Origin of the sequence: Embleya australiensis (assembly GCF_051903075.1) — a bacterium.
GTDB lineage: Bacteria > Actinomycetota > Actinomycetes > Streptomycetales > Streptomycetaceae > Embleya.
This window is the reverse complement of sequence record NZ_CP182422.1, coordinates 3856571-3881546: the sequence shown is the minus strand read 5'-3', so window position 1 is coordinate 3881546 and position 24976 is coordinate 3856571. Positions and strand designations below refer to the sequence as shown.

The 24976-nt window shown below is 70.9% G+C and carries 24 protein-coding genes; 7 read left to right on the top strand and 17 right to left on the bottom strand.

Going from position 1 to position 24976, the window contains the following annotated elements; all coding sequences use genetic code 11:
• Positions 1 to 45: 45 nt before the first annotated feature.
• The 4 genes from thiC to ACMXN5_RS16605 form a co-directional block, all read right to left on the bottom strand.
• Positions 46 to 1821, bottom strand: a complete 1776-nt coding sequence (gene thiC / locus ACMXN5_RS16620) for a phosphomethylpyrimidine synthase ThiC (protein WP_439675921.1) — start codon at positions 1819 to 1821, stop codon at positions 46 to 48.
• Positions 1822 to 1972: 151 nt separating this feature from the next.
• On the bottom strand, positions 1973 to 2173 hold the full coding sequence (locus ACMXN5_RS16615) for a hypothetical protein (RefSeq protein WP_395795826.1): 201 nt from the start codon (positions 2171 to 2173) through the stop codon (positions 1973 to 1975).
• A 152-nt stretch (positions 2174 to 2325) separates the two neighbouring features.
• Positions 2326 to 2991 (bottom strand): thiaminase II, encoded by a 666-nt coding sequence (gene tenA / locus ACMXN5_RS16610; protein ID WP_439675920.1) that lies wholly within the window; start codon positions 2989 to 2991, stop codon positions 2326 to 2328.
• A gap of 113 nt (positions 2992 to 3104) precedes the next feature.
• On the bottom strand, positions 3105 to 3422 hold the full coding sequence (locus ACMXN5_RS16605; protein WP_380030574.1) for a cupin domain-containing protein: 318 nt from the start codon (positions 3420 to 3422) through the stop codon (positions 3105 to 3107).
• Between the two features lie 81 nt (positions 3423 to 3503).
• Here ACMXN5_RS16605 and ACMXN5_RS16600 point away from each other — a divergent pair, with 81 nt between their 5' ends.
• From ACMXN5_RS16600 to ACMXN5_RS16585, 4 genes are all read left to right on the top strand, one after another.
• Positions 3504 to 3881, top strand: coding sequence for a phage holin family protein (locus ACMXN5_RS16600; protein WP_439675919.1), 378 nt, complete (start codon positions 3504 to 3506; stop codon positions 3879 to 3881).
• A 63-nt stretch (positions 3882 to 3944) separates the two neighbouring features.
• Complete coding sequence (locus ACMXN5_RS16595; protein ID WP_439675918.1) at positions 3945 to 5066, top strand: cystathionine gamma-lyase; 1122 nt, start codon at positions 3945 to 3947, stop codon at positions 5064 to 5066.
• A gap of 74 nt (positions 5067 to 5140) precedes the next feature.
• Positions 5141 to 6040 (top strand): LysR family transcriptional regulator, encoded by a 900-nt coding sequence (locus ACMXN5_RS16590; RefSeq protein ID WP_439675917.1) that lies wholly within the window; start codon positions 5141 to 5143, stop codon positions 6038 to 6040.
• A 99-nt stretch (positions 6041 to 6139) separates the two neighbouring features.
• Positions 6140 to 6601: an NUDIX domain-containing protein gene (locus ACMXN5_RS16585; RefSeq protein WP_380003345.1), complete on the top strand. Its 462-nt coding sequence runs from the start codon at positions 6140 to 6142 to the stop codon at positions 6599 to 6601.
• Positions 6602 to 6622: 21 nt separating this feature from the next.
• Here ACMXN5_RS16585 and ACMXN5_RS16580 read toward each other — a convergent pair whose 3' ends face one another.
• The 4 genes from ACMXN5_RS16580 to ACMXN5_RS16565 all read right to left on the bottom strand — a co-directional run bounded on the left by ACMXN5_RS16580 (position 6623) and on the right by ACMXN5_RS16565 (position 12062).
• Positions 6623 to 7291: a response regulator gene (locus ACMXN5_RS16580; RefSeq protein WP_078976274.1), complete on the bottom strand. Its 669-nt coding sequence runs from the start codon at positions 7289 to 7291 to the stop codon at positions 6623 to 6625.
• The gene (locus ACMXN5_RS16575; protein ID WP_439675916.1) at positions 7288 to 8616 is read right to left on the bottom strand and encodes a sensor histidine kinase; all 1329 of its coding nucleotides are present in this window, start codon (positions 8614 to 8616) and stop codon (positions 7288 to 7290) included. Before ACMXN5_RS16575 ends, ACMXN5_RS16580 begins: the two co-directional genes overlap by 4 nt.
• Before the next feature lie 23 nt (positions 8617 to 8639).
• Positions 8640 to 10808, bottom strand: coding sequence for an MMPL family transporter (locus ACMXN5_RS16570; RefSeq protein ID WP_439675915.1), 2169 nt, complete (start codon positions 10806 to 10808; stop codon positions 8640 to 8642).
• A gap of 597 nt (positions 10809 to 11405) precedes the next feature.
• On the bottom strand, positions 11406 to 12062 hold the full coding sequence (locus ACMXN5_RS16565; RefSeq protein ID WP_439675914.1) for a sensor domain-containing protein: 657 nt from the start codon (positions 12060 to 12062) through the stop codon (positions 11406 to 11408).
• A gap of 241 nt (positions 12063 to 12303) precedes the next feature.
• Here ACMXN5_RS16565 and ACMXN5_RS16560 point away from each other — a divergent pair, with 241 nt between their 5' ends.
• Entirely contained in the window at positions 12304 to 12813 is a 510-nt protein-coding gene (locus ACMXN5_RS16560; protein WP_439675913.1) for a nuclear transport factor 2 family protein, read from the top strand.
• A gap of 21 nt (positions 12814 to 12834) precedes the next feature.
• Here ACMXN5_RS16560 and ACMXN5_RS16555 read toward each other — a convergent pair whose 3' ends face one another.
• Positions 12835 to 14364 (bottom strand): MFS transporter, encoded by a 1530-nt coding sequence (locus tag ACMXN5_RS16555; RefSeq protein WP_439675912.1) that lies wholly within the window; start codon positions 14362 to 14364, stop codon positions 12835 to 12837.
• A 129-nt stretch (positions 14365 to 14493) separates the two neighbouring features.
• On the opposite strand from ACMXN5_RS16555, the gene ACMXN5_RS16550 reads away from it, so the two are divergent.
• Positions 14494 to 15378 carry a LysR family transcriptional regulator gene (locus ACMXN5_RS16550; RefSeq protein ID WP_439675911.1) on the top strand — a complete coding sequence of 295 codons (885 nt, stop codon included), beginning with the start codon at positions 14494 to 14496 and terminating at the stop codon, positions 15376 to 15378.
• 12 nt (positions 15379 to 15390) lie between these two features.
• Here ACMXN5_RS16550 and dnaB read toward each other — a convergent pair whose 3' ends face one another.
• Complete coding sequence (gene dnaB, locus ACMXN5_RS16545) at positions 15391 to 17784, bottom strand: replicative DNA helicase (RefSeq protein ID WP_439675910.1); 2394 nt, start codon at positions 17782 to 17784, stop codon at positions 15391 to 15393.
• Between the two features lie 539 nt (positions 17785 to 18323).
• On the opposite strand from dnaB, the gene ACMXN5_RS16540 reads away from it, so the two are divergent.
• Positions 18324 to 19607 (top strand): MATE family efflux transporter, encoded by a 1284-nt coding sequence (locus tag ACMXN5_RS16540; RefSeq protein WP_439678020.1) that lies wholly within the window; start codon positions 18324 to 18326, stop codon positions 19605 to 19607.
• A 69-nt stretch (positions 19608 to 19676) separates the two neighbouring features.
• Here the strand turns inward: ACMXN5_RS16540 and ACMXN5_RS16535 are convergent, their stop codons facing one another.
• The 7 genes from ACMXN5_RS16535 to rpsR form a co-directional block, all read right to left on the bottom strand.
• Positions 19677 to 19886, bottom strand: coding sequence for a heavy-metal-associated domain-containing protein (locus tag ACMXN5_RS16535; RefSeq protein ID WP_380003338.1), 210 nt, complete (start codon positions 19884 to 19886; stop codon positions 19677 to 19679).
• A 146-nt stretch (positions 19887 to 20032) separates the two neighbouring features.
• Positions 20033 to 20995 carry a hypothetical protein gene (locus ACMXN5_RS16530; protein ID WP_439675909.1) on the bottom strand — a complete coding sequence of 321 codons (963 nt, stop codon included), beginning with the start codon at positions 20993 to 20995 and terminating at the stop codon, positions 20033 to 20035.
• Positions 20992 to 22104, bottom strand: coding sequence for a hypothetical protein (locus ACMXN5_RS16525; RefSeq protein ID WP_439675908.1), 1113 nt, complete (start codon positions 22102 to 22104; stop codon positions 20992 to 20994). Before ACMXN5_RS16525 ends, ACMXN5_RS16530 begins: the two co-directional genes overlap by 4 nt.
• Entirely contained in the window at positions 22101 to 22559 is a 459-nt protein-coding gene (locus ACMXN5_RS16520) for a DUF4188 domain-containing protein (RefSeq protein WP_395795813.1), read from the bottom strand. Before ACMXN5_RS16520 ends, ACMXN5_RS16525 begins: the two co-directional genes overlap by 4 nt.
• Positions 22556 to 24100, bottom strand: coding sequence for a phenylacetate--CoA ligase family protein (locus ACMXN5_RS16515; RefSeq protein WP_439675907.1), 1545 nt, complete (start codon positions 24098 to 24100; stop codon positions 22556 to 22558). The genes ACMXN5_RS16520 and ACMXN5_RS16515 overlap by 4 nt, the downstream gene beginning before the upstream one ends.
• 158 nt (positions 24101 to 24258) lie before the next feature.
• Entirely contained in the window at positions 24259 to 24705 is a 447-nt protein-coding gene (gene rplI, locus ACMXN5_RS16510; RefSeq protein ID WP_078976286.1) for a 50S ribosomal protein L9, read from the bottom strand.
• Between the two features lie 17 nt (positions 24706 to 24722).
• Complete coding sequence (rpsR, locus tag ACMXN5_RS16505; protein WP_020557174.1) at positions 24723 to 24959, bottom strand: 30S ribosomal protein S18; 237 nt, start codon at positions 24957 to 24959, stop codon at positions 24723 to 24725.
• Positions 24960 to 24976 lie beyond the last annotated feature (17 nt).

Sequence of the window (24976 nt, the reverse complement as noted above, 5' to 3'; positions counted from 1 at the left end):
CCGGGGCAGGACCCGGCCCCGAGACGTCGTCCGGCGACCCGAACGTCAGTCGGCCAGCGGCAGGTAGACCCGGTTGCCCGCGGCCGCGAACTCCGCCGACTTGGCCCGCATCCCGGCCTCGGCCTCCTCGGCCGACGCGACGGCGGCGGAGTCGGTGGCAGCGGCGGCGCCGTCGCCGTGTTCCGCGCGGATGTCGTGGGAGATCCGCATGCTGCAGAACTTCGGCCCGCACATCGAGCAGAAGTGGGCGGTCTTCGCCGGCTCGGCCGGCAGCGTCGCGTCGTGATAGGCCCGCGCCGTGTCCGGGTCCATCGCCAGGTCGAACTGGTCCTGCCAGCGGAACTCGAACCGGGCGTCGGAGAGCGCGTCGTCCCACGCCTGCGCGCCCGGGTGGCCCTTGGCCAGGTCGGCCGCGTGCGCGGCGATCCGGTACGCGATCACGCCCGCCTTGACGTCGTCCCGGTCCGGCAGGCCCAGGTGCTCCTTCGGCGTCACGTAGCAGAGCATCGCGGTGCCCCACATGCCGATCATCGCCGCGCCGATCGCCGAGGTGATGTGGTCGTAGCCGGGCGCCACGTCGGTGGTCAGCGGGCCCAGGGTGTAGAACGGCGCCTCGTCGCAGATGCGCTGCTGGAGGTCGACGTTCTCCTTGATCTTGTGCATCGGCACGTGGCCGGGGCCCTCGACCATCACCTGGACGTCCATCGACCGGGAGATCCGGCCCAGTTCGCCCAGCGTCTCCAACTCGGCGAACTGCGCCGCGTCGTTGGCGTCGGCGATCGAGCCCGGCCGCAGGCCGTCGCCGAGCGAGTAGGTCACGTCGTACGCGCGCAGGATCTCGGTCAGCTCGGCGAAGTGCGTGTACAGGAAGTTCTCCCGGTGGTGCGCCAGACACCATGCGGCCATGATCGAGCCGCCGCGCGAGACGATCCCGGTCTTGCGCCGCGCGGTCAGCGGCACATAGCGCAGCAGCACGCCGGCGTGCACCGTCATGTAGTCGACGCCCTGCTCGCACTGCTCGATCACGGTGTCCCGGTACAGCTCCCAGGTCAGTTCCTCGGGTTTGCCGTTCACCTTCTCCAGCGCCTGGTACAGCGGCACCGTGCCGATCGGGACCGGCGAGTTGCGCACGATCCACTCGCGCGTGGTGTGGATGTCCTTGCCGGTGGACAGGTCCATCACCGTGTCCGCGCCCCAGCGGATCGCCCACACCAGCTTGTCGGTCTCCTCCTCGATCGAGGAGGTCACCGCCGAGTTGCCGATGTTCGCGTTGACCTTGACCAAGAAGTTCTTCCCGATCGCCATCGGCTCGATCTCGGGGTGGTTGATGTTCGCGGGCAACACCGCCCGCCCGGCGGCGATCTCGTCGCGCACCACCTCGGGGGTCAGGCCCTCGCGGACGGCCACGAACTCCATCTCCGGGGTGATCAGCCCGCGCCGGGCGTAGCCGAGTTGGGTCACCGCCTCGGATCCGGCGGCCCGCCGCGGACGCACCCCCGCACCCGGCACCGCGAGCCCGGCCGGGGTGAGGTCGGCGATCCGGCCGTCGTAGCGCTCGGTGTCGCCGCGCTCGTCGATCCACGCCTCGCGCAACGCGGGCAGACCGCGCCGCACGTCCACCTCGAAGGCGGGATCGGTGTACGGGCCGGACGTGTCGTACAGGCGAACCGTCTCGCCGTTGGTCAGGTGCACCGTACGCACCGGGACGCGCAGGTCCTCGCGCGATCCGGCGACATAGCCGCGGTGGTGGGCGGGGGAAATCGGACCGCTGGTGACCGTCTGCGCGGTGGCAGCGGACAGCGAAGTGTCGTGCGAGGTCATGGAAAGGCTCCCTACGCCGGCATTACCCGGTCAGGTTCTGCGGTCGGCGCGGCCTCAGCGCCCTCTCAGCCCGGTGCCCCGAGCTCCCGTGTATCTCCGTGTGGTGCGCCCCCACCCTGGCACACCGCCGACCGCACGACCAGCGCCGGGTTCACCCCAGCGGATCGCGCGGTCCCCGACCGGCCACCGCCGTACGCGCGAGCACGACCATGCCGATCACCACGAACAACCCCACGACACCCTTGACGAGGAGCATCAGGAAGGCCGAGAACAGCCAGATCAGCAACCAGCACAGCAGCACCAGCGCCACCACCGGAACGCCGATGCGCGCCCACTGCGGCCATGTCTCCATCGTCCAACCCCCAAGTCACGCGAACCCACGCGAGACGTGCACACCCGGGGAGCACATTCCCCGGCAGGACACGCCCTACCCGGGAAGCCCGGTTCCGCTCCGCGCGACGGCGTCCCGACGTGCGCCGGGCCGCGCTTCGCCGCCCCCCGTGCTCAGACCGGCCAGCGCTCGCCTCGCCACGCGGCGTCCCAGAACATCCACTCGTAGCGCGCGGTGGTCGCGAAGTGTTCCAGCATCCGGGCCCGTTCGCCCGCCGACAGGTCCTCGCCGATCCGGTCCACCAGATCCAGGACCGCGCGCACCGTCTCCTGGAACTCCTCGGCGCCATACGTGGCTATCCACCGCCTGTACAGCTCGTCGGGCGAACCCTTGGCGAGCAGCGCGTCACCCACCCGGGCGTAGATCCAGTAGCAGGGCAGCACCGCGGCCACACCCTCGGCGAACGAGCCGTTGTGCACGGTCGCCATCAGGTAGCTGACGTAGGCGCGGGTGCTGGGCAACACCGGCTCGGTCGCCGTCGCGTCGGCCACCGAGCTGCCGAAGTCGACCATGAAGCCCTCGTGCAGCGACCGCTCCGCCGCGATCGCCCCGGCCGCGTCCTGCGCGAACTGTACGGTCGTCGCCTCGTCCGGCGCCTTGGCCGCGCACACCGCGAGCGCCCTGGCGTAGTCGCGCAGGTAGTGCGAGTCCTGCACGACGTAGTGCCGGAACGCCTCGCGCGGCAGCGTGCCGTCGGTGAGTCCGTGGATGAAGGGGTGGTCGAGGATCGCCGCGTAGACGTCCTCGATCGACGCCCAGAGTTCGTCGCGCAGTGCCATCGGATGTACTTCCCATCGTCGGATCCCGAGATGTGATTGTCGTACACCGCCCGGTCGGTGGGCGGAGCCGCCGGGGCCAGGGCGGGGCCGCCGTCGGCCGGTGGCCCGCCCGCTCACGCCTCCGGCGGGGAGAAGAACACCAGCACGCGCAGCGGTTCGGTGATCCGGTGGAAGTGGTGCGGCACCTTCGCCGGCACGTACACCACACTGCCGCGGGCGACGGCGGTCGACTCGTCACCCACGGTCAGCGTGGCCCGACCGCTGATCACCACGTACGCCTCGTCCTGCCCGTGCGGCTTCTGGGTGTCGCTCTCGCCCGGCTCCAGGGCGTACAGGCCCATCGAGAAGTTCCGCTCGCGCAGGAAGCTCAGATACGCGCCCTGTTCGAAGGCGCGTTCCGCGTCCAGGTCGTCGAGGCGGAAGACCTTCATGTGACCAACTCCTTACCGACACGAACAGACTTATCGTCCAGGCACGAGCGGGAGGGGGCCGCCGGGTGCCAGCATCAAGATATGAAAAGCCTGCTCATCAAACTTGTCGCCAACGCACTGGCCATCTGGTTCGCCGGCTGGTTCGTGTCCGGAATCGATCTCGCCGACGGTGCCTCGGCCGGCACCAGGGCCAAGACGATAATTTTCGTCGCGCTCATCTTCGGGATCGTCAACGCGATAATCAAACCGATCGTGAAGCTGCTCTCCCTACCGCTGTTCGTACTCACCCTGGGCCTGATCACGTTCGTGATCAACGCGCTGATGTTGTGGCTGACCGAGGCGATATCCAACAAGCTCGATCTCGACTTCCACATCGACGGCTTCGGGGCGGCCCTGCTCGGCGCCCTGGTGATCGGCCTGGTCAGCTGGTTCCTGAGCCTGGTCCTGGACCGCGACTGACGGCCGTCCGCCACGATGGCTCGGTACGAGGTTTCACGTGAAACAGGCAGCGAGGGAGTCGTGATGTCCGACGAATGGAGCGACGGGACGCGCGCGGTCCGGGTGGGCAGCCCCGGCCACGCCCCGGGCGACCCCTTCCTGCCCGGGCCGGTGTTCGCCGGCACCTACCACCTGCCCGGCGAGCCGGTCGGGCCCTACCGGTACGGGCGCTACGCCAACCCCACCTGGACCGGCCTGGAGACCGCGATCGGCGCGTTGGAGGGCGCCGCCGGCACGGTGACGTTCGCGTCCGGGATGGCCGCGGTCTCGGCCGTCCTGCTCGGCCTCACCGGGCCGGGCGACGTGGTCGTGCTGCCCTCCGACGGCTACCCCGCCACCCGCACGGTCGGCGCGCACCTGGCCGAGCGCGGGGTCGAAGTGCGCACCGTGCCGACCGCCGGGGACGAGCTGGAACGGGCCCTGCCCGGCGCCCGACTGGTGTGGCTGGAGACCCCGAGCAACCCGGGTCTGGACGTGTGCGACATCCGCCGCGTCGCGGAACTCGCGCACGCCCGGGGCGCGCTGGTGGCGGTGGACAACACGCTGGCCACACCGCTGGGCCAACTCCCGCTCGCGCTGGGCGCGGACATCTCGGCGGCGAGCGGCACCAAGGCGCTGACCGGGCACAGCGACGTGCTGCTCGGCTACGTCGCCTGCGCGAGCGCCGAACTGGCCGAGCGGGTCCGGTCCTGGCGCTCGCTCACCGGTGCGGTGCCCGGGCCCATGGAGGCCTGGTTGGCGCATCGTTCGTTGTCCACCCTCCAGTTGCGGGTGGATCGGCAGGGGGCCAACGCGCTGGCCGTGGCCGAGGCGCTGCTCGCTCGTCCCGAGGTCACCGACGTCCGCCACCCCGCGCTGAAAGGCGATCCGTCCTACGATGTGGCCACCCGTGTGATGCGGCGGTTCGGCTGCGTCGTGAGCTTCACGCTCGCCGACGCGGACACCGCTCGTCGCTTCCTGGGCGCCCTCGAACTGGTCGCCGAAGCCACCAGTTTCGGCGGCGTGCACAGCATGGCCGAGCGACGTGCGCGCTGGGCCGGGAACGATGTCGCGGAGGGGTTCGTCAGATTCTCGGCGGGCTGCGAGGACACCGCGGATCTCGTCGCCGACCTGCTGCGCGCCCTGGACGCCGCCTCCCCGGGCTGACCTGCGACTTCGGGCAAGATCACGTGATGTCCCCGGCTCTCGGGAGTGGCCGGGGGACACGAGACGGGGGACCCGTGGACCTGACGCTGTTGCGCACTTTCCTGGCCGTGCACCGCGCGGGCTCCTTCACCCGGGCCTCCGCGTCGCTCGGACTGTCGCAACCGGCGATAACCGCGCAGATCCGCACCCTGGAAAAGCAGGTGGGCAAGCAGCTGTTCGAACGGCTGCCGCGTGGGGTGGCGCCCACCGGCCCCGCCGACGAACTGGCCCGCCGACTCGCCCCGCACCTGGACGCGATCGAGGAGATCGCCGCCCGCGAGCTGCGCGGCACCGACCCGATGCGGCGCACGGTGCACCTGGGCGGCCCCACCGAACTGACCGCGCTGCGCGTGTTGCCGTCGCTGGCCGACCTGGTCCGGCGCGGCCTGCGGTTACGGGTGACCCTGGGTGCCGGCGACACGCTGTTGGCCGGGCTCGCCGCGGCCCGGCACGACCTGGTCATCTCCGACGTGCGCCCGCGCGCCCGGGGGATCGTCGGTACACCGCTCACCGACGAGGAGTACGTCCTGGTCGGTGCGCCGAACTGGGCCTCGCGGCTGCCGCAGAGCCGGATCCGGGCACAGGGCCCGGCCGCCCTGGACGGGGTGCCGCTGGTCGGCGAGGCCGAGGAGCAGCCGCTGATCCGGCGCTACTGGTCCACCGTGTTCGACGCCAAGCCCACCGCGCCCGCCGCGGTGACGGTGCCCGACCTGCGCGCCGTCCTGGAGTGTGTGCGCGCCGGGCACGGCATCGCGGTGCTGCCGCGCTACCTGTGCGCCGAGGCGCTGGACCGGCGCGCGGTGGTGGCCCTGCTGGAGCCCGAACTGCCGCCGTTGCACACGGTGTTCCTCGCGGTGCGCGAGGGCACGCTGAGCCAGCCGCACATCGCGCATCTGCACGGCGAGCTGATCGCGCGCGCCGCGCGCTGGGCATGATCCCTTCGCGTGGGGTGAGACAGGCATAAACCGGCCGCTCCGTCGGAAAGCAAGTCTCAGACGGGGGGCCACGCCTGGCGAGAAAGCAGAGGCACGACGATGCGTTCAGTGGTGAAGCGGACGGCACGCGCGATCCTCCTCGACGAGGAGGACCGGATGGTGCTGATCAAACGCACGAAGCCGGGCAGTTCCCCGTACTGGATCACCCCCGGCGGCGGCGTCGAACCCGAGGACACCACGGTCACCGAGGCGCTGCGGCGCGAGGTGTTCGAGGAGTTGGGCGGCAAGATCGGCCGACCGGTGCCCGCGTTCGTGGACACCGTGCCCGAGCCCGGCGGGGTCAAGGTCCAGCACTTCTTCGCCTGCCGGCTCGAATCGATGGACCCCGCGCTGCGGCACGGGCCCGAGGTGGACGAGCCGAACGGCGAGTACGACATCGTGCGCGTGCCGTTCACGCCGGCCGGACTGGCCTCGGTCGGGCTGGTGCCGGCCAGCCTCGCGGCCTATCTGCGGGCCAACGTCGAGGGCATCCACACCCTGCTCGCGGGCGATCTGGGCTGACGTGCGCCGGGACGCGGGAAGTCAGCCGCGTCCCGGTCGAACCATCCCCGACTCGTAGGCGATCACCACGAGTTGCGCCCGATCGCGCGCGCCGAGCTTGACCATCGCCCGACTGACGTGGGTCTTGGCGGTCAGCGGTGACACGAACAGGTGCTCGGCAATCTCGTCGTTGCTCATCCCGGCCGCGACCAGCGACAACACCTCGCGCTCGCGGTCGGTCAGCGCCTCCAGCCGGTCCGGGGCGGCCACCTTGGGCTCGGGCTGGGACAGGAAGCGGGCCACCAGGGCGCGGGTGGCGCCCGGCGAGAGCAGCGCGTCTCCCGAGGCGACGGTCTTGATCGCCTTGAGCAGGTCCTCGGGATCGGTGTCCTTGACCAGGAACCCGCTGGCCCCGGCCCGCAGCGCCTCGAACACGTACTCGTCGACCTCGAACGTGGTCAGCACCAGCACCCGCACCCCCGCGAGATCGTCGTCGCGCACGATCCGCCGGGTCGCCTCCAGGCCGTCCATGCCGGGCATCCGGATGTCCATCAACACCACGTCCGGGGTGGTCTCCCGGGCCAGCGCCAGCGCCTCGGTGCCGTTCGCCGCCTCGCCGACCACCACCAGCTCCGGGTCGCTGCCGACCAGCACCTTGAAGCCCGAGCGCACCAGCAGTTGGTCGTCCGCGATCAGCACGCGCACCGTCATGAGGACTCTCCTTCGCGGCGCGCCGCCGGCGCGCCCTTGTGGTGCGGCAGCACCGCGTGTACCGAAAACCCGCCGTTGGGGCCGGGGCCCACCGCGAGCGAGCCGCCCACGGCGACCGCCCGTTCCCGCATGCCGAGCAGGCCGTGGCCGGTGCCGTCGGCGCCGCCCGTGCGCCCCGGCTCGGGGGTGCCGCGACCGTCGTCGAGCACGTCGACCTCGACCGCGTGCTCCCCGTAGACCACCCGCACGATCGCCGTGGCCCCGTCGCCGGCGTGCTTCATCGCGTTGGTCAGCGACTCCTGGACGATCCGGTACAGGGCCAGGCCCACCGGCGCGGACGGGGTCCGATCCTGGCCGGACTCCTCGAGCAGCACCGGCAGCCCCGCGTTGCGGTAGGACGCCACCAGCGACTCCACGTCGTCCACCCCGGGGGTCGGCTCGGTGGGCAGGTCGTTGTCGCCGTCCTGGCGCAGCACGCCCAGCGTGGTGCGCAGTTCCGCCAGCGCGTCACGGCTGGCCACCTTGATGTGTACCAGCGCCTCCTTGGCCTGCGGCACGTCGCGATCGATGACGTGCGCGGCCACGCCCGCCTGGATGTTGATCATCGCGATGCTGTGCGCGACCACGTCGTGCAGCTCGCGGGCGATGCGCATACGTTCGGCGGTGACCCGGCGCCGGGCCTCGTCCTCGCGCTCCTGCTCGGCGCGGGCGAGGCGGGCCTGTACCTCCGCCCAGTAGGCCCGCTTCGCGCGGACCGCCTCGCCGATCGCGACCGGCAGATACATCCAGATCCCGGACAGGTACTTCTCCGGGGACAGGAACCCGTCGGGGGTCAGCCCTATCCGCATGCCGGTGTGCAGCAGGGCCACGGCCGAGGCGATCAGCACCGAGCGGCGCAGCTGACCGCGGGCGGCCACGGTGTACAGCGCCACCATGGTCGGGATCAGGATCGGCCCGTCGAGGCCGTCGGCGGCCAGGTAGAAGATCTGGCCGGCCTCGGTGAGCACCAGCACGGTCAGCGGCCAGCGCAGCCGGCCCAGCAGCAGCAGGCAGGTGAGCGCGGCGATGGCCAGGTTGAACGCGTCCGGGCTGCCGGTGGTCTCCTGCCGCTTGGTCGACCCGATCGCGCCGCCGATCACGCACAGCAGTACCGCGACGACCAGCAGCAACTCGCCCAGCCACGGCCGACAGGTCAGCCGCCGCGCGAACGGCTTGGGCAGCGGCATCAACCAGGGCTCGACCGACTCGCCGGTCCGGGTGCCGGTTCCGGCCCCGGACGCGGGAAGACCCCGCACGGCAACTCGCGCGGGGCCTTCCGCGGCCATCTGCTCTCCTCGGTCCTACCGGGTCACCGGTCCCCGGCGAACACCGGCTTCCTGTCCTCCTCGCCCCGGCCGACCCGCCCCGTCGCCCGGTCGCCGTGTCCCGGCCACCACGCGGCGTGCCCGATCAGGGCGGTCACCGAGGGCACCAGGAACATCGACATCACGAACGCCGAGATGCAGATCCCGACCGAGACCGCGAAGCCCATCTGGGTCATCATGTCGATGCCCGCCATCATGAGCGACGCGAACGTCCCTGCCAGGATGACACCCGCGGCGGCGATCGAGGGACCCGCGTGCTCGACGGCCAGTGCGGCGGCCTGCCTCGGCTCGTGTCCCTCCTTGGCCTCCTCGCGCAGGCGGGCGACCATCAGGATGTTGTAGTCGGTGCCGATGGCGACCACGAACATGTAGATCATCACCGGCAGCATGAACATCACGCCGGAGTTGCCGGCCAGCGTCTGGAAGACGAGGACCGTCGCGCCGATCGTCGAGATGAAGCCCAGGACCACCGCCAGCATCAGGTACCACGGGGCCACCACGCTGCGCAGCAGCAGGCCGAGCACCAGCGCGATCAGCAGACCGGCGACCGGGAAGATCACCGACAGGTCGCGGTTGGTGGCCTCGCGGATGTCGGTGAAGGCCGCGGTCTGGCCGCCCACCATCGCCTTGGTGCCCTCCGGCTGGTGGGCGTGCGCGAAGTCGCGCAGCGGGTCGATGCTGTCCAGCGCCTTGTTCGCGAACGGGCTCTCCTTGAGCACGATGGCGATCTCGGCGGACATCCCGTCGCCGCTGACCTTGACGTGCGAACCGTTCGCGTCCTCGCCGGCCTCGTTCAGGTCGCCGACACCCTCGACGCCCTTGAACGACAGGGCGAAGCGCTCCGCCGCGCCCTTGTCGATCGGCTTGCCGTCGGTGCTCTTGAGGTAGATCTGCGTCGGGTTGAGCGTGCCCGCCGCGAAGTCGAGCTGCATGTCCTTCATCGACTTGGCCGACTCGGTGTCCCCGGGCAGCTGACCGAGCTGGTCGTAGTCGGCCTTGAAGTTCAGCGCGCCGGCGGCGAAGGCCACCATGACCACGCCGGCGACCAGGGCCACCGCGACCGGCTTGCGCCCGACCAGGCCGCCGATCCGGTGGAAGGCGGTGCCCTTGGGCTGGTGCTGCCAGGTCTTGGACGGCCAGAACACCTTCGGCCCGATCAGCGACACCACGGCGGGCACCAGGGTCAGCGCGGCGATCGCCATTACGATCACCGCGATGGCCAGACCCGGGCCCATCGACTTGAACGAGCCGAACGTGGCGAGCAACATCGCGCCGAAGGCGATGACCACGGCGCCGGCGGCCGAGGCGATGGCCTCGCCCACCCGCTCGACGGAGACGATCATCGCCTCCTTCCTGTCGTCACCCGCGCGCAGTCGTTCCCGGTAGCGGAAGAGCAGGAAGAGGATGTAGTCGGTGCCGATGCCGAACAACACCACGATCAGGATCGTGTTCAGCGACTGGTCCACCTGCAGGCCGGTGGCCTTGCCGACGATGGCGATCACGGGCGAGGCGACCATCGACACCAGCGCGACCATGAGCACCGGCAGTAGGGCCGCGATCGGACTGCGGTAGATCGCCAGGAGCAGCACGATGATCAGCACGATCGTGACGATGCCGACGATCGCCTCGGCCTTCTTGAAGGCGTCCTCGTTGTCGACGTTGATCGCGACGCTGCCGGTGAAGCCGAGCTTGAGGTCGGTCTTTTCGACCATCGGCTTCGCCTTGTCGCGGAGCTTCTTCAGCGCCTCGTTGACGAACTTGTCCTGCTGTTCGCCCTTGATGTAGGCGGTGCCCAGGGCGATCCGGTCCTTGGCGGCGCCCGCCTCGACCTTGCTGACGTGCTCGACGCCGGCCGCGCCCAGCCTGCCGGTGATGTCCTTGACCGTGCTCTTGTCGGCCTCGGTCAGGTTCTTGCCGTCGGCACGCTTGAAGACCAGCAGCGCGGTCTGCTCGGTGGACTGCGGGAAGGCCTTCTCGGCGAGGTCTTGGGCCTGTACGGACTCGTACTTGCCGGGCAGGAAGCTCGACTGGTCCTGGTTGGTCAGGTCGCTCAGCTTCGGCGCGAACATGACGAGGGCGATCGCGGCTATCAGCCAGGCCGCGATCACCTTCCAGGGGTTGTGGACGACGAGCCTGCCGAGTCGTCCGAACATTGATCTCTCCTCGGTCGCGTGGGCGATCCCACGGTGTGACCGGCCCCCGAGGACGCCTTGTGATCCGATTCACAAGGCGTGCCGATCGCCGCACGAACCGAGAGAACGCTGGTGGTGTCAGCTTCGACGGTAGGCAGGCGGCGCCGACCACTTCAAACGAAATCGGGCCCCCGAGCACAAGTTCCGCCCCGGGGACTACGGCCGTGCACCGCCCTCGCAGACGCCTCCACGACCTCCTACTCCAGCGGGAGTAGACGCATCTCGTGCCCGGGGATGAACGTCTTTGCACGCGGGTTCGCACGAACATCCGGCACGAAGACCCGCACGAAGACCAAGCACGAACCCACCGCACACCAAGCGCGACCGGACACGATCACATCCATGCGGCGGGCCCGAACAGACCCCGTGCCCCGGGACCCGCCGTAGGGGAAGCGAGCGGTCCGCGGCCTTCCGGGGGAGGGAGCCCGTGGACCGCCGCCGCCTCCCCGGTACACCCGCCGCTCGCCGGGGACCCGGCCACGCACGCCGCCGCCTGCCGGGGCGGAGGGCGTCCCGGCGGGCGGCGGCTGTCGGAGGGTCGGGGTGCGCGAGCGCGAGCTACGCGGCGGCGGGGTACGCGACCGGCATCACGCCCTGCTCCTTCGCGGACACCGGGCCGAGCAGGCTCCGCGTCCACAACGCGTGCGCCCGCAGCAGGGCCGGGCCGGACAGGAAGCCGACGACCAGCACCGCCGCGCCGAGCGGCACCGCGTACAGCGCGTCGGTCGCGTCCCGAACGTGGATGAAGCCGTACCAGAGCGAGCCGCCGGCGTTGCCGATCGGCTCCCGGATGAACGGCATCGCCAGGCCCTCGACACCGAACACGAGCAGCGTGAGCGGCAGGATCGCGAGCAGCGTGCCGATCACGGGGTTCAACAGCGTCCACAGCAGGTCCCGCCAGGTCGCCGGGTCGGCCAGCAGCGCCGTGTTGCGCCGCCACAACCCGGCGATCCCCCGGGCGGGCGGCACGGCGCGGTACGGCTGTTCGATCTCGACACCCGACCAGCGCCCGGCCCGGCCGCGGGCCTGCCGGGCGAGCAGCCGGGTGGCGTAGACCACCGGCGGCAGCAGGAGCAGGCCCACCCCGGTGGGGATCACCCCGATCGCGACCGCGGTCACCGTGAACAGCGCCACCTGCGGCACCGCCTGCGGCACCATCGCCAACCCGCGCAGCGGTGCCGCGGCCCTCGCACTCAGCGTCCCCGTGCCGTCCATGATCGCGATGTCCTCTCGCCGTCCGTCCCCGCCGGCCCCTCCGGCCCCGCATCCACGAGTCTGGTTCCGCACGACCTCGGAAACACTGCGCCGGACCCCCGACCCGAGGTGGGCCCAGGCCCACCTCGGCCTGCTCACCCCCGGCGCCGGACCGATCACCCCCTCACCCACCCCCACTCACCCCCGATCCGCACCGAGGCTGGAGAGGAGCCCGACCAGAGCCACCACCCGAGGAGTCCGGATGTTCGTCACCCGCCCCACCGCACTCACAGCCGGCGCCACGACCGACACCGCCACGATCGTCCGCGAACTGCGCGACCGGGCCGAGATCGTGGACGCGCTGCTGCGCTTCGGCCTCGGCTTCGACCTGAAGGACCGGGACCTGTTCCGGAGCGCCTTCACCCCGGACGCCGAGTTCGACTTCCGCCCGGTCGCCGCCGAACTCGGCCTGGAAGTACCGGTGATGGTCGGCATCGAGGCGATCGAGGCGGTGCACTTCAACCCGGACGTCCGGCTCGACACCACCCACACGGTGGACAACACGCGCATCGAGATCACCGGCGACCGGGCCCGCCTGACCGCCCTGGTCGAGGCCCAGCACCTGCCGACCGGCGACCACGCGCGACACCTGCTCCTGAAGAACCGGTACGCCGTCGACCTGGTCCGCACCGGCGACGCCTGGGCAATGCGTCACCTGTACGTGGAAAACATCTGGCACACCGGCGACCCGAAGGTCCTGATCGGCGCCTGACCCCCACCGGCCGGGGCGGCGTCAGCCCGCCGCCGGCGACGCGAGCCGGGTGGCCTCCTCGGGGGCGGTCGCCGGCTTCCGGCCGGGCCGCATCAGGATCGTGACGAGCACCGCGGCCACCACGCCGACCAGGCCCGCCACGAGGTAGGTCGCCTGGACACCGGCCACCGCCGCCGAGTGCGCCGCGCCGTCCACCAACATTCGGCGCTCCGGCGGGGCGGCGTGCACGAGGGCGGGCATCTGCCCGCCGGCAATCGTATGCGCGGCGCCCGCCGGGTCGACCAGGCCGCGCCCGGACAGCTCGGTCCGCACCCGGGCGGTGAACACGCTGCCCAGGACCGCGATACCGAAGGCGAAGCCCAACTGTCGGGTGGTGTTGACCGCGCCGGCGGCCATCCCGCCCCGCGTCGCCGGCACCGACGACATCGACACCGAACCCAGGATCGGCGTGGCCATCCCCACCCCCGCGCCGACCAGCGCGAAGCCCGGCACCAGCGCCGGCCACCCCGCCGAGCCGTGCACAAGCGCGGCGGTCAGCAATCCCCCGGCGCCGACCGCGAGCAGCCCACCGCCGATCACCAGATCGGGACGCCGACCGTGCAGCACCCGACCGAGCCCCGCGGAGACCGCGAACGCGACGATCGACATCGGCAGCCCGGTCAGCCCCGCGCCGATCGGGCTCATCCCGCGCACGGTCTGGAGCCAGATCGAGGTGTAGGAGAAGCCGGCGAAGGCCGCGAAGGTGAGCAGCAAGCCCGCGAGCAGAACCCCGACGAACGTCCGGTTGCGCAGCAGCGCGAGGTCGAACAGGGGGTACTGGGAACGCACTTCGATCACCGTGAAACCGGCGAGCGAGACGACCGAGGCGGCGAGCAGCCACCGGACTCCGGCGTCCGACCAGCCGTCCTCGTTCGCCCGGATCAGCGCGTACGTGGCGGCGGCTGCCGCGAGGGTGAAGCCGACCATGCCGGCGAGGTCGAGCCGACCCGCGAACGTCGGCCGTACGGGCGCCAGGACCCGCAGGCACAACACGATGGCCACCGCGCCGACCGGCAGGTTGACGAAAAAGATCCAGCGCCACGACACCCCCTGGGTGAGCAGCCCGCCCAGGATCGGGCCGATCGCCGCCGAGGCGCCCGCGACCGCTCCCCACACGCCGTACGCGCTGCCCCGGTCGCGCCCGGTGTAGGCGCCGTCGAGCAGGGCGAAGGTGGTGGCGAACATCGCCGCCGCGCCCACGCCCTGCACGGCCCGGGCACCGATCAGCACCCCCGTACCGGGCGCGAGCCCGCAGGCGAGGGACGACAGCGCGAAGAGCGCGAGTCCGCCGACGTGGATCCGCCGGTGGCCGAAGCGGTCGGCGATCGAGCCCGCGCCGAGCACGAGCGCGGCCAGGGCGAGGGCGTAGGCGTCGACGACCCATTGCAGCGCCCCGAAGGACGCGTCCAGGTCGCCGACCATGTCCGGGAGCGCGACGTTCACGATCGTGACGTCGATGAGCAGCATGAACGTGCCCAGGCACACCGTGATCAGAGGCAGCCACTTGCGCATGTCGATACCTGTTTCCGGCGAAGGCGACGGGGCGGGGGCAGGCCCGGTGCGGCTCCCCGGCACCCAGTCTGGGCAGCGCTCTGCCAGAAATCCAACAGATTGGAATTCTGAAAGCTAGAATCCACAGTCATGGAACTGAGGCAGCTCGAATACTTCGTCGCGGTCGCCGAGGAGCGCAACTTCACCCGGGCGGCCGAGCGGGTGCACATCAGCCAGTCGGGGGTCAGCGCGCAGATCCGACAGCTGGAACGCGAGCTTGGCGCCGAGCTGTTCGAGCGCTCGGCGCGCGGCGTCACACTCAGCGTGGCGGGCAAGGCCGCGCTCGAATACGCCCGCGCCGCACTGGCCGCCGCCCGGTCGGTCGGTCAGGCGGTCGGCGAGGTGACCGACCTGATCCGGGGCCGGGTCACCGTCGGCATGGTCATCGGCTGCACCATCACCCCGCTGTTCGACGCCTTGGCCGCCTTCCATCGGGCGCATCCCGGGGTGGAGATCGCGCTCCAGGAGGACAACTCCGACTCCCTCACCCACGACGTCCGCACCGGCGCCACCGACCTGGCCCTGATCGGAGTCGCCGCCACCACGCCCGAGGACCTGGAGGCCATGACGATCATCAACGAACGCCTCGTCGCGATCTTCCCGCCCGACCACCCGCTGGCGGCCCGCTCCCGAATCACGCTGTCCGACCTGACCGCCCACCCGATCACCTGCATGCCCCCGGGCACCGGCCTGCGCACCGTCCTCGACCGGGCATGCGCGGCCCGCGACCTGCACCCCAGGATCGCGCTGGAGGCCGGCGCGGCGGACGCGATCGCCGACCTCGCCGCCCGCGGCCTGGCGGTCGGCGTCCTCAGCCAATCCATGGCCGCCCACTACGCCGACCGCCTGCTCGCCCGCACCATCGCCGACGTACAAACCCCGGCCCTGTTGGCCCTGGTCTGGAAACACACCCACAACCCGGCCGTCCGCGAACTCCTCGCCCACACCCGCAGGGCCTTCACCCCAGTCCCGTGACCGGCCCGGGTCTCAGCTCTGGGCCATGTCCACGAAGCGCGAGTAGTGCCCCTGGAACGCCACGGTGATCGTCGCCGTCGGGCCGTTGCGGTGCTTGGCCACGATCAGGTCCGCCTCCCCGGCCCGGGGCGACTCCTTCTCGTACGCGTCCTCACGATGCAACAGGATGACCATGTCGGCGTCCTGCTCGATCGAACCACTTTCACGAAGGTCGGAGACCATCGGCTTCTTGTCGGTGCGCTGCTCGGGGCCACGGTTGAGCTGGGACATCGCGACCACCGGGACCTCCAGCTCCTTGGCCAGGAGCTTGAGGTTTCGCGACATCTCGGAGACCTCCTGCTGGCGGTTCTCGGCCCGGCGCGAGCCGCCCGACTGCATCAGCTGGAGGTAGTCGATGATCACCAGACGCAGGTCGTGCTTCTGCTTGAGCCGGCGGCACTTGGCCCGGATCTCCATCATCGACAGGTTCGGCGAGTCGTCGATGTACATCGGCGCCGCGGTGACCTCGCCCATCTTGCGCGACAGCCGGGTCCAGTCGTCGTCGGTCATGCTCCCCGACCGCATGTGATGCAACGCGACCCGCGCCTCCGCCGACAACAGACGCATCATGATCTCGTTGCGCCCCATCTCCAGCGAGAAAATCACACTGGAAAGCCCATTCCTGATCGAACACGCGCGCGCGATGTCGAGGCCGAGGGTCGAATTGTGGGTCGGGATCCACGCCCGGCCCGCCAGGTAGAGATGGTCCGCGTTGTCCACCTCGACGCAGCGCACCGACACCGAGTCGATCCGCCGCACCGCGGCGATGTAGCGCAGCCGGGTGGTCGGGTAGGCGAGGGTGCTCTGCCGGGCGATCTTGCGGGTCAGCCGAAAGACCTTGTCCGCGGGCGTGAAGTTCACCTGGTAGCGGATCGACGTGTCGGCGTCGCGCCCCTTGACCGGCTCGGTACGCATCGTCGCGCGATAGCCCAGGCTCAGCACGAGTTCGAGAGTTCCCTCGGCGAGCCTGCGGTTGGTCACGGCGAACCGCACGGTCCCACTCGGACTCACGTGGCCGTCGGTGTCGAGCAACCCCGCGAGGAGAGCTCGCCGCTGCGCTTCGGACGCCCGCAGGTAGTCCTCGGGAATGTGCTTGTCGTCCAAGACCCCGAGCGTGCTCAGGATCGCGTCGACAGCCCCGGGGTCCGGGAGGCAGAGGTTGAAGGACATCGGGCTCGAGGTCGGGACGGCGCGGATGCCCTCGCGTTCGATGTTGTCGATCATCTCGGGATCGGCCGTGGTGAATCGGCTGCCCGCGCTGTGTCCGTCGCCCAGCCACGCGCCGAGCACGTAGGGCGGCAACGGGAGGTCGCGTTCCGGGAGGCACGCCGGGGCGGCGACCCGGACGGCGTGGTTCAGTCGGCGATCGGCCGTCGCGCACCGCACGGTGGCCGCGATCTCCTCCGTGGTACGCACCGCGCCGCGGCTCGCTTCCGGGGCGTGGTCCCGCACCGCGCGGCGCTCGGCCCGGGTCTCGGTCACCCACTGGTGGGCGCCGTCCGCGACGATCACCGCGCCGTCGGAGAACTCCACCTCGTAGCACGGCCGATCGTTCAGCACCTCGGTGGCCGCCACCACACGCGTCGGCGCTCCGTCGGCCCCGATCAACAGGTCGCCGACCCGCACCTCGCCCATCGTGGTCCAGCCGGTGGGCGTCGGTAGCGGAGTGTCCAGCGCCAATGCCTTGCCCATGGCGGGGCGGGCGGCGATGACGATCATTTGGCCGGCGTGGAGGCCGTTGGTGAGGGAGTCCAGGTCGGTGAAGCCGGTGGGGATGCCGGACATCTGGCCGCCGCGGGAGCCGATCGCCTCGATCTCGTCGAGGGCGCCCTCCATGATGTCGGCCAGCGGAGCGTAGTCCTCGGTGGTGCGCTGCTCGGTGACCTTGTAGACCTCGGCCTGGGCGTTGTTGACGATGTCGTCGACCTCGCCGTCGGCCGCGTATCCCATCTGCACGATCCGGGTGCCCGCCTCGACCAGGCGGCGCAGCACCGCCTGTTCGCGCACGATCCGCGCGTAGTACTCGGCGTTGGCCGCGGTCGGCACGGACGAGATCAGGGTGTGCAGGTACGGGGCGCCGCCCACCCGGCCGATCTCGGTGCGCTTGGTCAACTCGGCGGCGACGGTGACCGCGTCGGCCGGTTCGCCCCGGGCGTACAGGTCCAGGATCGCGTTGTAGACGAGTTCGTGGGCGGGCCGGTAGAAGTCGACCGGCTTGAGGTTCTCCACGACGTCGGCGATCGCGTCCTTGGACAACATCATGCCGCCGAGGACCGACTGTTCGGCCGCGATGTCCTGCGGCGGGGTCCGCTCGAATCCTTCGCGGGCCGGTTCGGGCCGGGCCTCTTCGAACTCGGAGACGCTCATGCCCGGGGTCTCCTTTCGACAAGGCTCGTGCGAGATCGCACCGCAATCACCGTGTCCTTCATACGCCACACGGCCGACAGAATCGCCGCACGACGCGGCATGCGGCCCTTCACCGTACGGGTGGACCCCCGACCGGCCAAGGCGGTCATACACAGGGCCTGTGGATAACTGTGGACAACCTGTGGAGAGGGACGGGTCCAGCTGTGTACAAGCTGTGCGCAGTCGGCCGTCAACGCTTCGCAATCATGTCCACAAACCGGCTCTGACCTGCGTCTTCTCTATCCACCGGCTGTGTATGTGAAAAACTGTTGGGCGAATCATGCGGCTATCGCCCCACGTGTGCACCCGCGTACGCCCCGCGCTCGCCGGTAATGACCAGAACGGCATTGTGACCCTTACCTGTGGATGACTACCGTGGACGGGTGCCGTCCACCCCCTCCTCGCCGACGAACCCTCCGGCGGCCGATCCACAGCAGCTCGATCCACACCCCGACACCGCGCCCACCCCCACGCCCCGGCCCCGAGCGCACGACCGCGACATCCTGCGCCTGGCCGTCCCCGCGTTCTTCGCCCTCGTCGCCGAGCCGCTGTTCGTGCTCGTCGACTCGGCGATCGTCGGCCGCCTCGGCACCCCGCAGCTGGCCGGACTCGGCGTCGCGGGCGCGATGCTGACCACCCTGGTCAACCTGTGCGTGTTCCTCGCCTACGCGACCACCGCCGCCGTCGCCCGGCTGCTCGGCGCCGGCGACCCGCGCGCCGCGATCCGCCAGGGCCTGGACGGCGTCTGGCTCGCCGCGCTGCTCGGCCTCGCGCTGACGGTGGTCGGCCTGGTCACCGCCCCGTGGATCGTCGCCGCCTTCGGCGCCTCCGACAGCGCGACCCCGCACGCGGTGACCTACCTGCGGATCGGCTCGCTCGGCGTGCCGGCGATGCTGATCGTGCTGGCCGCCACCGGCGTGCTGCGCGGCCTCCAGGACACCCGCACCCCGCTCCTGGTGGCGGTCCTCGGCTTCACCGCCAACCTGCTGCTCAACCTCGGTTTCGTGTACGGCCTGCACTGGGGGATCGCCGGATCCGCGTGGGGCACGGTGATCGCCCAGACCGGCATGGCCGCGGTCTACCTCGTCACCGTGGTGCGCGGCGCCCGTCGGCACGGCGCCTCGCTGCGCCCCGACCTCGCCGGCATCCGCGCGTCGGCCGGCGCGGGCGCACCGCTGTTCGTGCGCACCGTCAGCCTGCGCGCGATCCTGATCGGCGCCACCGTGGCGGCGACCCGGATGGGCGACACCTCGATCGCCACCCACCAGGTCGCCTGGCAGGTGTGGACCTTCCTCGCCTTCGCCCTCGACGCTCTCGCGATCGCCGCCCAGGCGATCGTCGGCCGGGCCCTGGGCGCGGGCGACGCGACCGGCGCCCGCGCCGCCACGCGCCGGATGCTGGTGTGGGGGGTGTGGACGGGGGCGCTGTTCGCGGTCGTGGTGGTCGCGGCGCGTCCGCTGTACATCCCGCTGTTCACGGCAGACCCGGCGGTGCGCCACCTGCTGGCCGGCGCGCTGCTCGCGGTCGCCGCGCTCCAGCCGGTGGCCGCCGCGGTGTTCGTCCTGGACGGCGTGCTGATCGGCGCGGGCGACGGGCGCTACCTCGCGCTCACCATGCCGCTCGTGCTGGCCGCGTTCTGTGCGGCCCTGGGCACGGTGCTGGCCCTCGGCGGCGGCCTGATCGCGATGTGGTGGTGGGCGATCGGCACCTTCATGCTCGCCCGGGTGATCCTGCTCGGCCATCGGGTCCGCGCCGACGCGTGGCTGGTGACCGGCCGCCGCTGAGCACGCCCGCGCCGATCCACGAAAGCGAACCCGCCGTCCCGCCGGCGCGACGGACGGGACGGCCTCGCCTCACGCGCCGACGACCTCGTAGCCCGCCTCGACGACCGCCGCGCGCACCGCGTCCGGGTCCACCGGCTGCGCCGACGTCACGGTGACCAGACCCGAGGCCAGTTCGACCACGACATCGGTCACGCCCGCCACCTCGGAGACCTCCTCGGTGACGGAGGACACGCAGTGACCGCAGGTCATTCCACTGACGGTGAAGGTGGCGGTGCTCATGACGGTGATCCTTTCCTCGACGCGGAGGCCATCGTCGGCTCCACGATCACCAAGCTATACCCCCTAGGGGTATCAAGCAAGCCGGCTCGATCCTCTTTCGAGCGATTCCACAACCCGCCCGACCTCTGCCGGGCCCGTCCGCCCCTTCAGTCCGTCAGCCGCGCCGACCGCACCGGCTCGCCCACCGGCCGCCCCACCCGGAACACCGCCAACGGCACCGCCCCCACCAGGCCCGCCACCTCCTCGGCCGTCCGCGCACAGTCGATCAGCTGGCTCAGCGGATGCGTCGCGTAGCCGTGCCGGGCCAACGTCAACCAACACCGGAACAACCCCCGCCCCGGCTCCAGCAGCTCGGCCGGATCCCCGGGCGCGGCCGGCGCGGTCACCACCAGCACACTCCCGTCGTAGCGCAACACCCCCCGCGAGGACGCCGCCAGCGCCCGCGCCAACCCCACCGGCCGCAACATCCGATACGCCCCCGGCCGCAACACCGCGTGCAGCGCCCGCGCCTCCACCCCGGACAACGCCAACGCCCGCCAGGTCAGCCCGTCCCGCGCCGACTCCCGCCCCGCCCGCAACCGCAACCACCGGCGCAACTCGCCGACCAGCGCCGGATCCCCGAACATCCACCGATCCGCCTCGTCGAGCAGCGGCGCCAGCACCCGGGTCCCACCCCGCCACAGGCCCGCCGACCCGGCGAACGCGCCCACCGCCTCCGCGAACACCGCGTCGGGCAGCACGCCCGGCTCGTACGCCCCTCGCGCACTGCGCCGCCCGGCCAGCTCCGCCGCCGTGAACGGCGTGCGATAACACTCGTCCGCCCGAACGAACCGGGCCACCACCCCCCGCTCCCGCTCCGGCGCCCCCGCGTACTCCACCCGCAACGGCACACCCAGCGCCGCCGAGGCGATCGAGAACGCCTCCACGAACGCCCCCAGCCCCAGGAACAGGTCCCGCCGCCCGGGATCACCAACCGGCAACGCCCGCGCCGGATCCCAGGACAACGCGTAGCCCAGAGCGCCACTCGGCGCCACCGTCCACGGCTGGGTGTTGTGCGCGCTCGGAGCCCGCCCGGCCAGCCGGAGCAGATCCGCGAGTTCGGTGCTCATCGGGCGCTCCCGACCGGCTTCGCGTAGAAGGTGTGCCCGTGCAGCTCCCGCCCGCCGATCCGGCGGTACTGCGCCGCCGACGCCTTGTTGTCCTCCTCGACCCACGTGCTGCGCAACGTGTCGTAGCCGCCCGCCCGCAGCGCCCGATACTGCTCCCGCGCGAGCAGGGTGAGGTAGCCGCGCCCCTGGGCCCCGGGCACCGTGCCCTTGATGATCAACACCGCCTCCCGGCGATACCGCCCCCGGGTCGCCAGCAGCCGCACCTGGTTGCCCAGGTGCAGGTCGCCGCGGATCCGGATCAGGAACTCCGAGATGTCCGGCACCGCGAGGGTGAACGCGACCGGCTCGCCGGCCCGCTCCAGCCACAACAGCAGCGACTCGTCCAGCAGATACGCCAACCCCTCGGTCTGGGCCCGCAGTTCGTCCAGGGCGATCGGCGTGTAGTAGCCCAGCTGCGCGAAGCTCGCGTTCAACATCGTGTGCAGGATCGGCAGTTGCTCGTCGAGCCGACGCCGCGACCCGCGCCGGATCACCAGTCGCTCGGCGGCGATCCGCGCGTCGTCGAACACATACGTCGCCGCCGGATCGTCCACCCGCTCGGCCAACCCCGGACAGATCCACGTCGACGCCGAGAACCGCCGGGCGAATCCGGCCCGTTCGTAGGTCTCCGGATACCGCGCCGGATTCCACGCCGAGTCCACGAAGCCCCGCTCGGTGAACCCCGACGTGATCACCCCGCCGGTCTGGTTCGGCAACAGCGCCACCGGCCCGAACAGGCTCTCCGCCCCCGCCCGCACGGCCCGCTCCTCGATCAGTTCCACCAGCCGGGCGAACACCGCCGGGTCCTCGGCGAACTCGGTGAGCCCGAACAGCTGATGCCGCCCGCCCAACTTGGCATCGAACCGCGCCTCGGTGTGCGTACAGGTGCGCCCCACCACCCGCCCGGCCCGATCGCGCACCAGATACAGCTCGACCCCGGCCCGCACCCACCGCCGCACCTGATCGCGCAGCACCGGCACATAACGATCCCTCGGGTGCAGCCGCATCGGCAACGCGCAGAAGTCGCGCAACGCGCGCCGGGACCCCACCCGCTCCACGGTGAGCGTCACGACCTCTTCGCCTTCCGGTGCACCGGCGGGCCGCTCTCCTCGCGCCCGATCGGGGTGAACTCCTCGATGTGCGCCATCTCGCGCCCCTCGGCCCGCCACTCGCCGTTGCTGTACCCGCCGGGCTGCGCGTCGAAGAGCCGGATGAACCCCGCCGTTCCGTTGCGATCGCCCCGATCGGTCATCCAGCACATCAGATCGCGGTGCGCGGTCGTACGGGCGAACCGCATCAGCGCCTCACGGTCGGCGAACACCGCGATGGTGCCCAGCGTGAACGGCCCCTGCAGATAGACCTTGTGCCAGCGGTAGCCGTCCATGCGCTTCATCGTGCGCACCATCCGCAACCACGGCCGGGCCAGCGAGAGCAGCGAACGCAGACCGCTGTAGTGCGTGGCCCCGATGAACATCGCCTCGCCGCGCGCCTGCGGCGGCGCCGCCGAGAAGTCGGTGGTCCTCATCCCTGCTCCCCTTCCACGAGATAGACGTTCTTGATCCGGGTGGTGCCCCGCAGGAACGGCCCGGTCCGGAAGTCGTGGACCAGCACCCGTACATCGGCCGCCGTCGGATCCTCCGCGAGCGACTGCGCGAAGTCCCGGCTGACCCGGGCCAGATGCCGCACCACACCCTCCCGGCACACCAGGGCGAGCTTTTCCCGATCCGCCTCGTCCAGCGAAGTCCCTTCGCGCAGTTGCAGATTGACCACCGGACGGCTCTCCAGGTCGGCGTACTCGTCGACGGTCAGGCAGAACCCCTCCAGGTGCGCCGCCATCGGGTTGTCCCGGTAGAGCCCGTACTCGACGTCCTGCGGATAGATGTTCGCGCCCATGTAGGAGACCGTGCTGTCCTTGCGGCCGAACAGCAGCAGCAGCGGCAGCCGCATGCCCTCCACCCGCGCCGCGCGCTCCCAGTCGGCCCACGCCTCGCGGTCCGGCCGGATCATCTCCTCGACCTCCGGGAAGGTCAGCAACCGGCCCTCGTCGCCGATGTTGTAGCGCACCTTCGGACTCATCACCGCGGTCGAGTTGATCGTGCAGATCACCTCGTCCTCGGCGTTGGTCTCCAGGTAGGTCTCCAGCGGGTTGTACTGGAACACCATCGGCACCCGGCCCTCGTCCGGCCCCAGCATCCGGGTGCGCAGCCGCTCGTCGGTCAGCAGCCGCTTGCGCAGCCACACTGTCGCGTCGCTCTCGCCGGCCATCCCTATGGTCAGGTCGGAGGCGCCGTAGCCGGAGCGCACCTTGACGAAGCGCTCCTCCAGGTAGTCGCGCAGCGCCTCGGTCATGCCCTCGCCGCCGACGAAGCCGTACATCCGGTGCCGGGTCCAGTCGAAGCCGTCCGCGTCCAGCCGGTCGCGCAGGTGCTTGAGGAACGGCGGGTACGCGGTGACCAGGTAGGTGAAGCGCGGCCCGAAGTGGCGCAGCGTGTCCACGATCTTGTCGATGTCGGGGCCGGTGTTCTTCACCATCGCCACCCGCGCCATCGCGATTCCGGTGTTGGTGCCGGTCGCCCACGCGCCCATCGAGTAGGCGTTGATCACGAACAACTTGCGCCGGGGAAAGACCATCGACGTGTAACCGGCCACGTTGCGGTGCACCGACTTGAGTTCGCGGCGCGAGCGCAGCCAGTTGTGCGGCGTCCCCGAGGAGCCCGAGGACTCGTCCACCACGGTCCCGGCCACCTCCAGGGCGCCCAGCCAGCAGCGGCTGTCCTCGGGATACGCCTTGACGTAGTTCTCCTTGGACGTCTCCGGATACGACGCGAGGTCGAACCAGCGGAAGCGCCACCGGTGCCGGCGCAGGAAGTCGCGGTAGGCGGGCACGTCGAGCGCGGCGAACTGGCAGGTCATCCACGCGTGTCGACGGGCGAACCGCTGCATCCACGGCCGATAGTGGGTGGCGGTCCAGCGCCACACCACGGGATGGACCCGGTAGAGCTGATACAGCCCGGTCAGCGCGAAGCTGACCACGCGCAGCAACCACTGTCGGATGAATCTGGCCATGACCGCCCGCCCCTTTGCCTCGCCGGCCCACCCGGCGTGTATCTCCAGACTGGGCCTCGGGGGGCGGGCGCGACATGAGTACCACTACTCATTCGGTACTCGGAAAACGCCGAACGGCCCGATCCCGCAAGGGGATCGGGCCGTTCGGGTGATTCGGGTCAGGCGGGCACGACGTCGAGGTCGAGCGCGGCCGACACCTCCTGGTGGAGGCGAACCGTGATGCGGTGCGACCCGACGGTCTTGATCGGAGTACCGATCTCCACGCGCCGCTTGTCGATGTCCGGACCGCCGGCGGCCTTGATGGCCGCCACGACGTCCGCGACGGTGACCGAGCCGAACAGGCGGCCCGTGTCGCCGGCGCGCGTCTGGAGCGTCACCTTGAGACCCGCGAGCCGACCCTTGACCTCGGTGGCCTGGTCGAGCGTGCGGATCTCGCGAACCTTGCGGGCGCGACGGATGGCCGCCACGTCCTTCTCCCCGCCGCGGCTCCAACGGATCGCGTAGCCGCGCGGGATGAGGTAGTTGCGGCCGTAGCCGTCCTTGACCTCGATGATGTCGCCGGGCTCACCGAGACCGGTCACCTCGTGGGTGAGGATGAGCTTCATGACAAGATCACCCTTTCTCAGCGAGCAGTGCTGGTGTACGGCAGCAGCGCCATCTCGCGGCTGTTCTTGACGGCCACGGCGACGTCACGCTGGTGCTGCGTGCAGTTACCGGTCACGCGACGAGCGCGAATCTTGCCACGGTCGGAAATGAACTTCCGCAGCAGGTTGGTGTCCTTGTAGTCCACATAGGAGATCTTCTCCTTGCAGAACACGCAGACCTTCTTCTTAGGCTTGCGCGCAGGCGCCTTCGCCATTGTGCTCTCCAGATCGT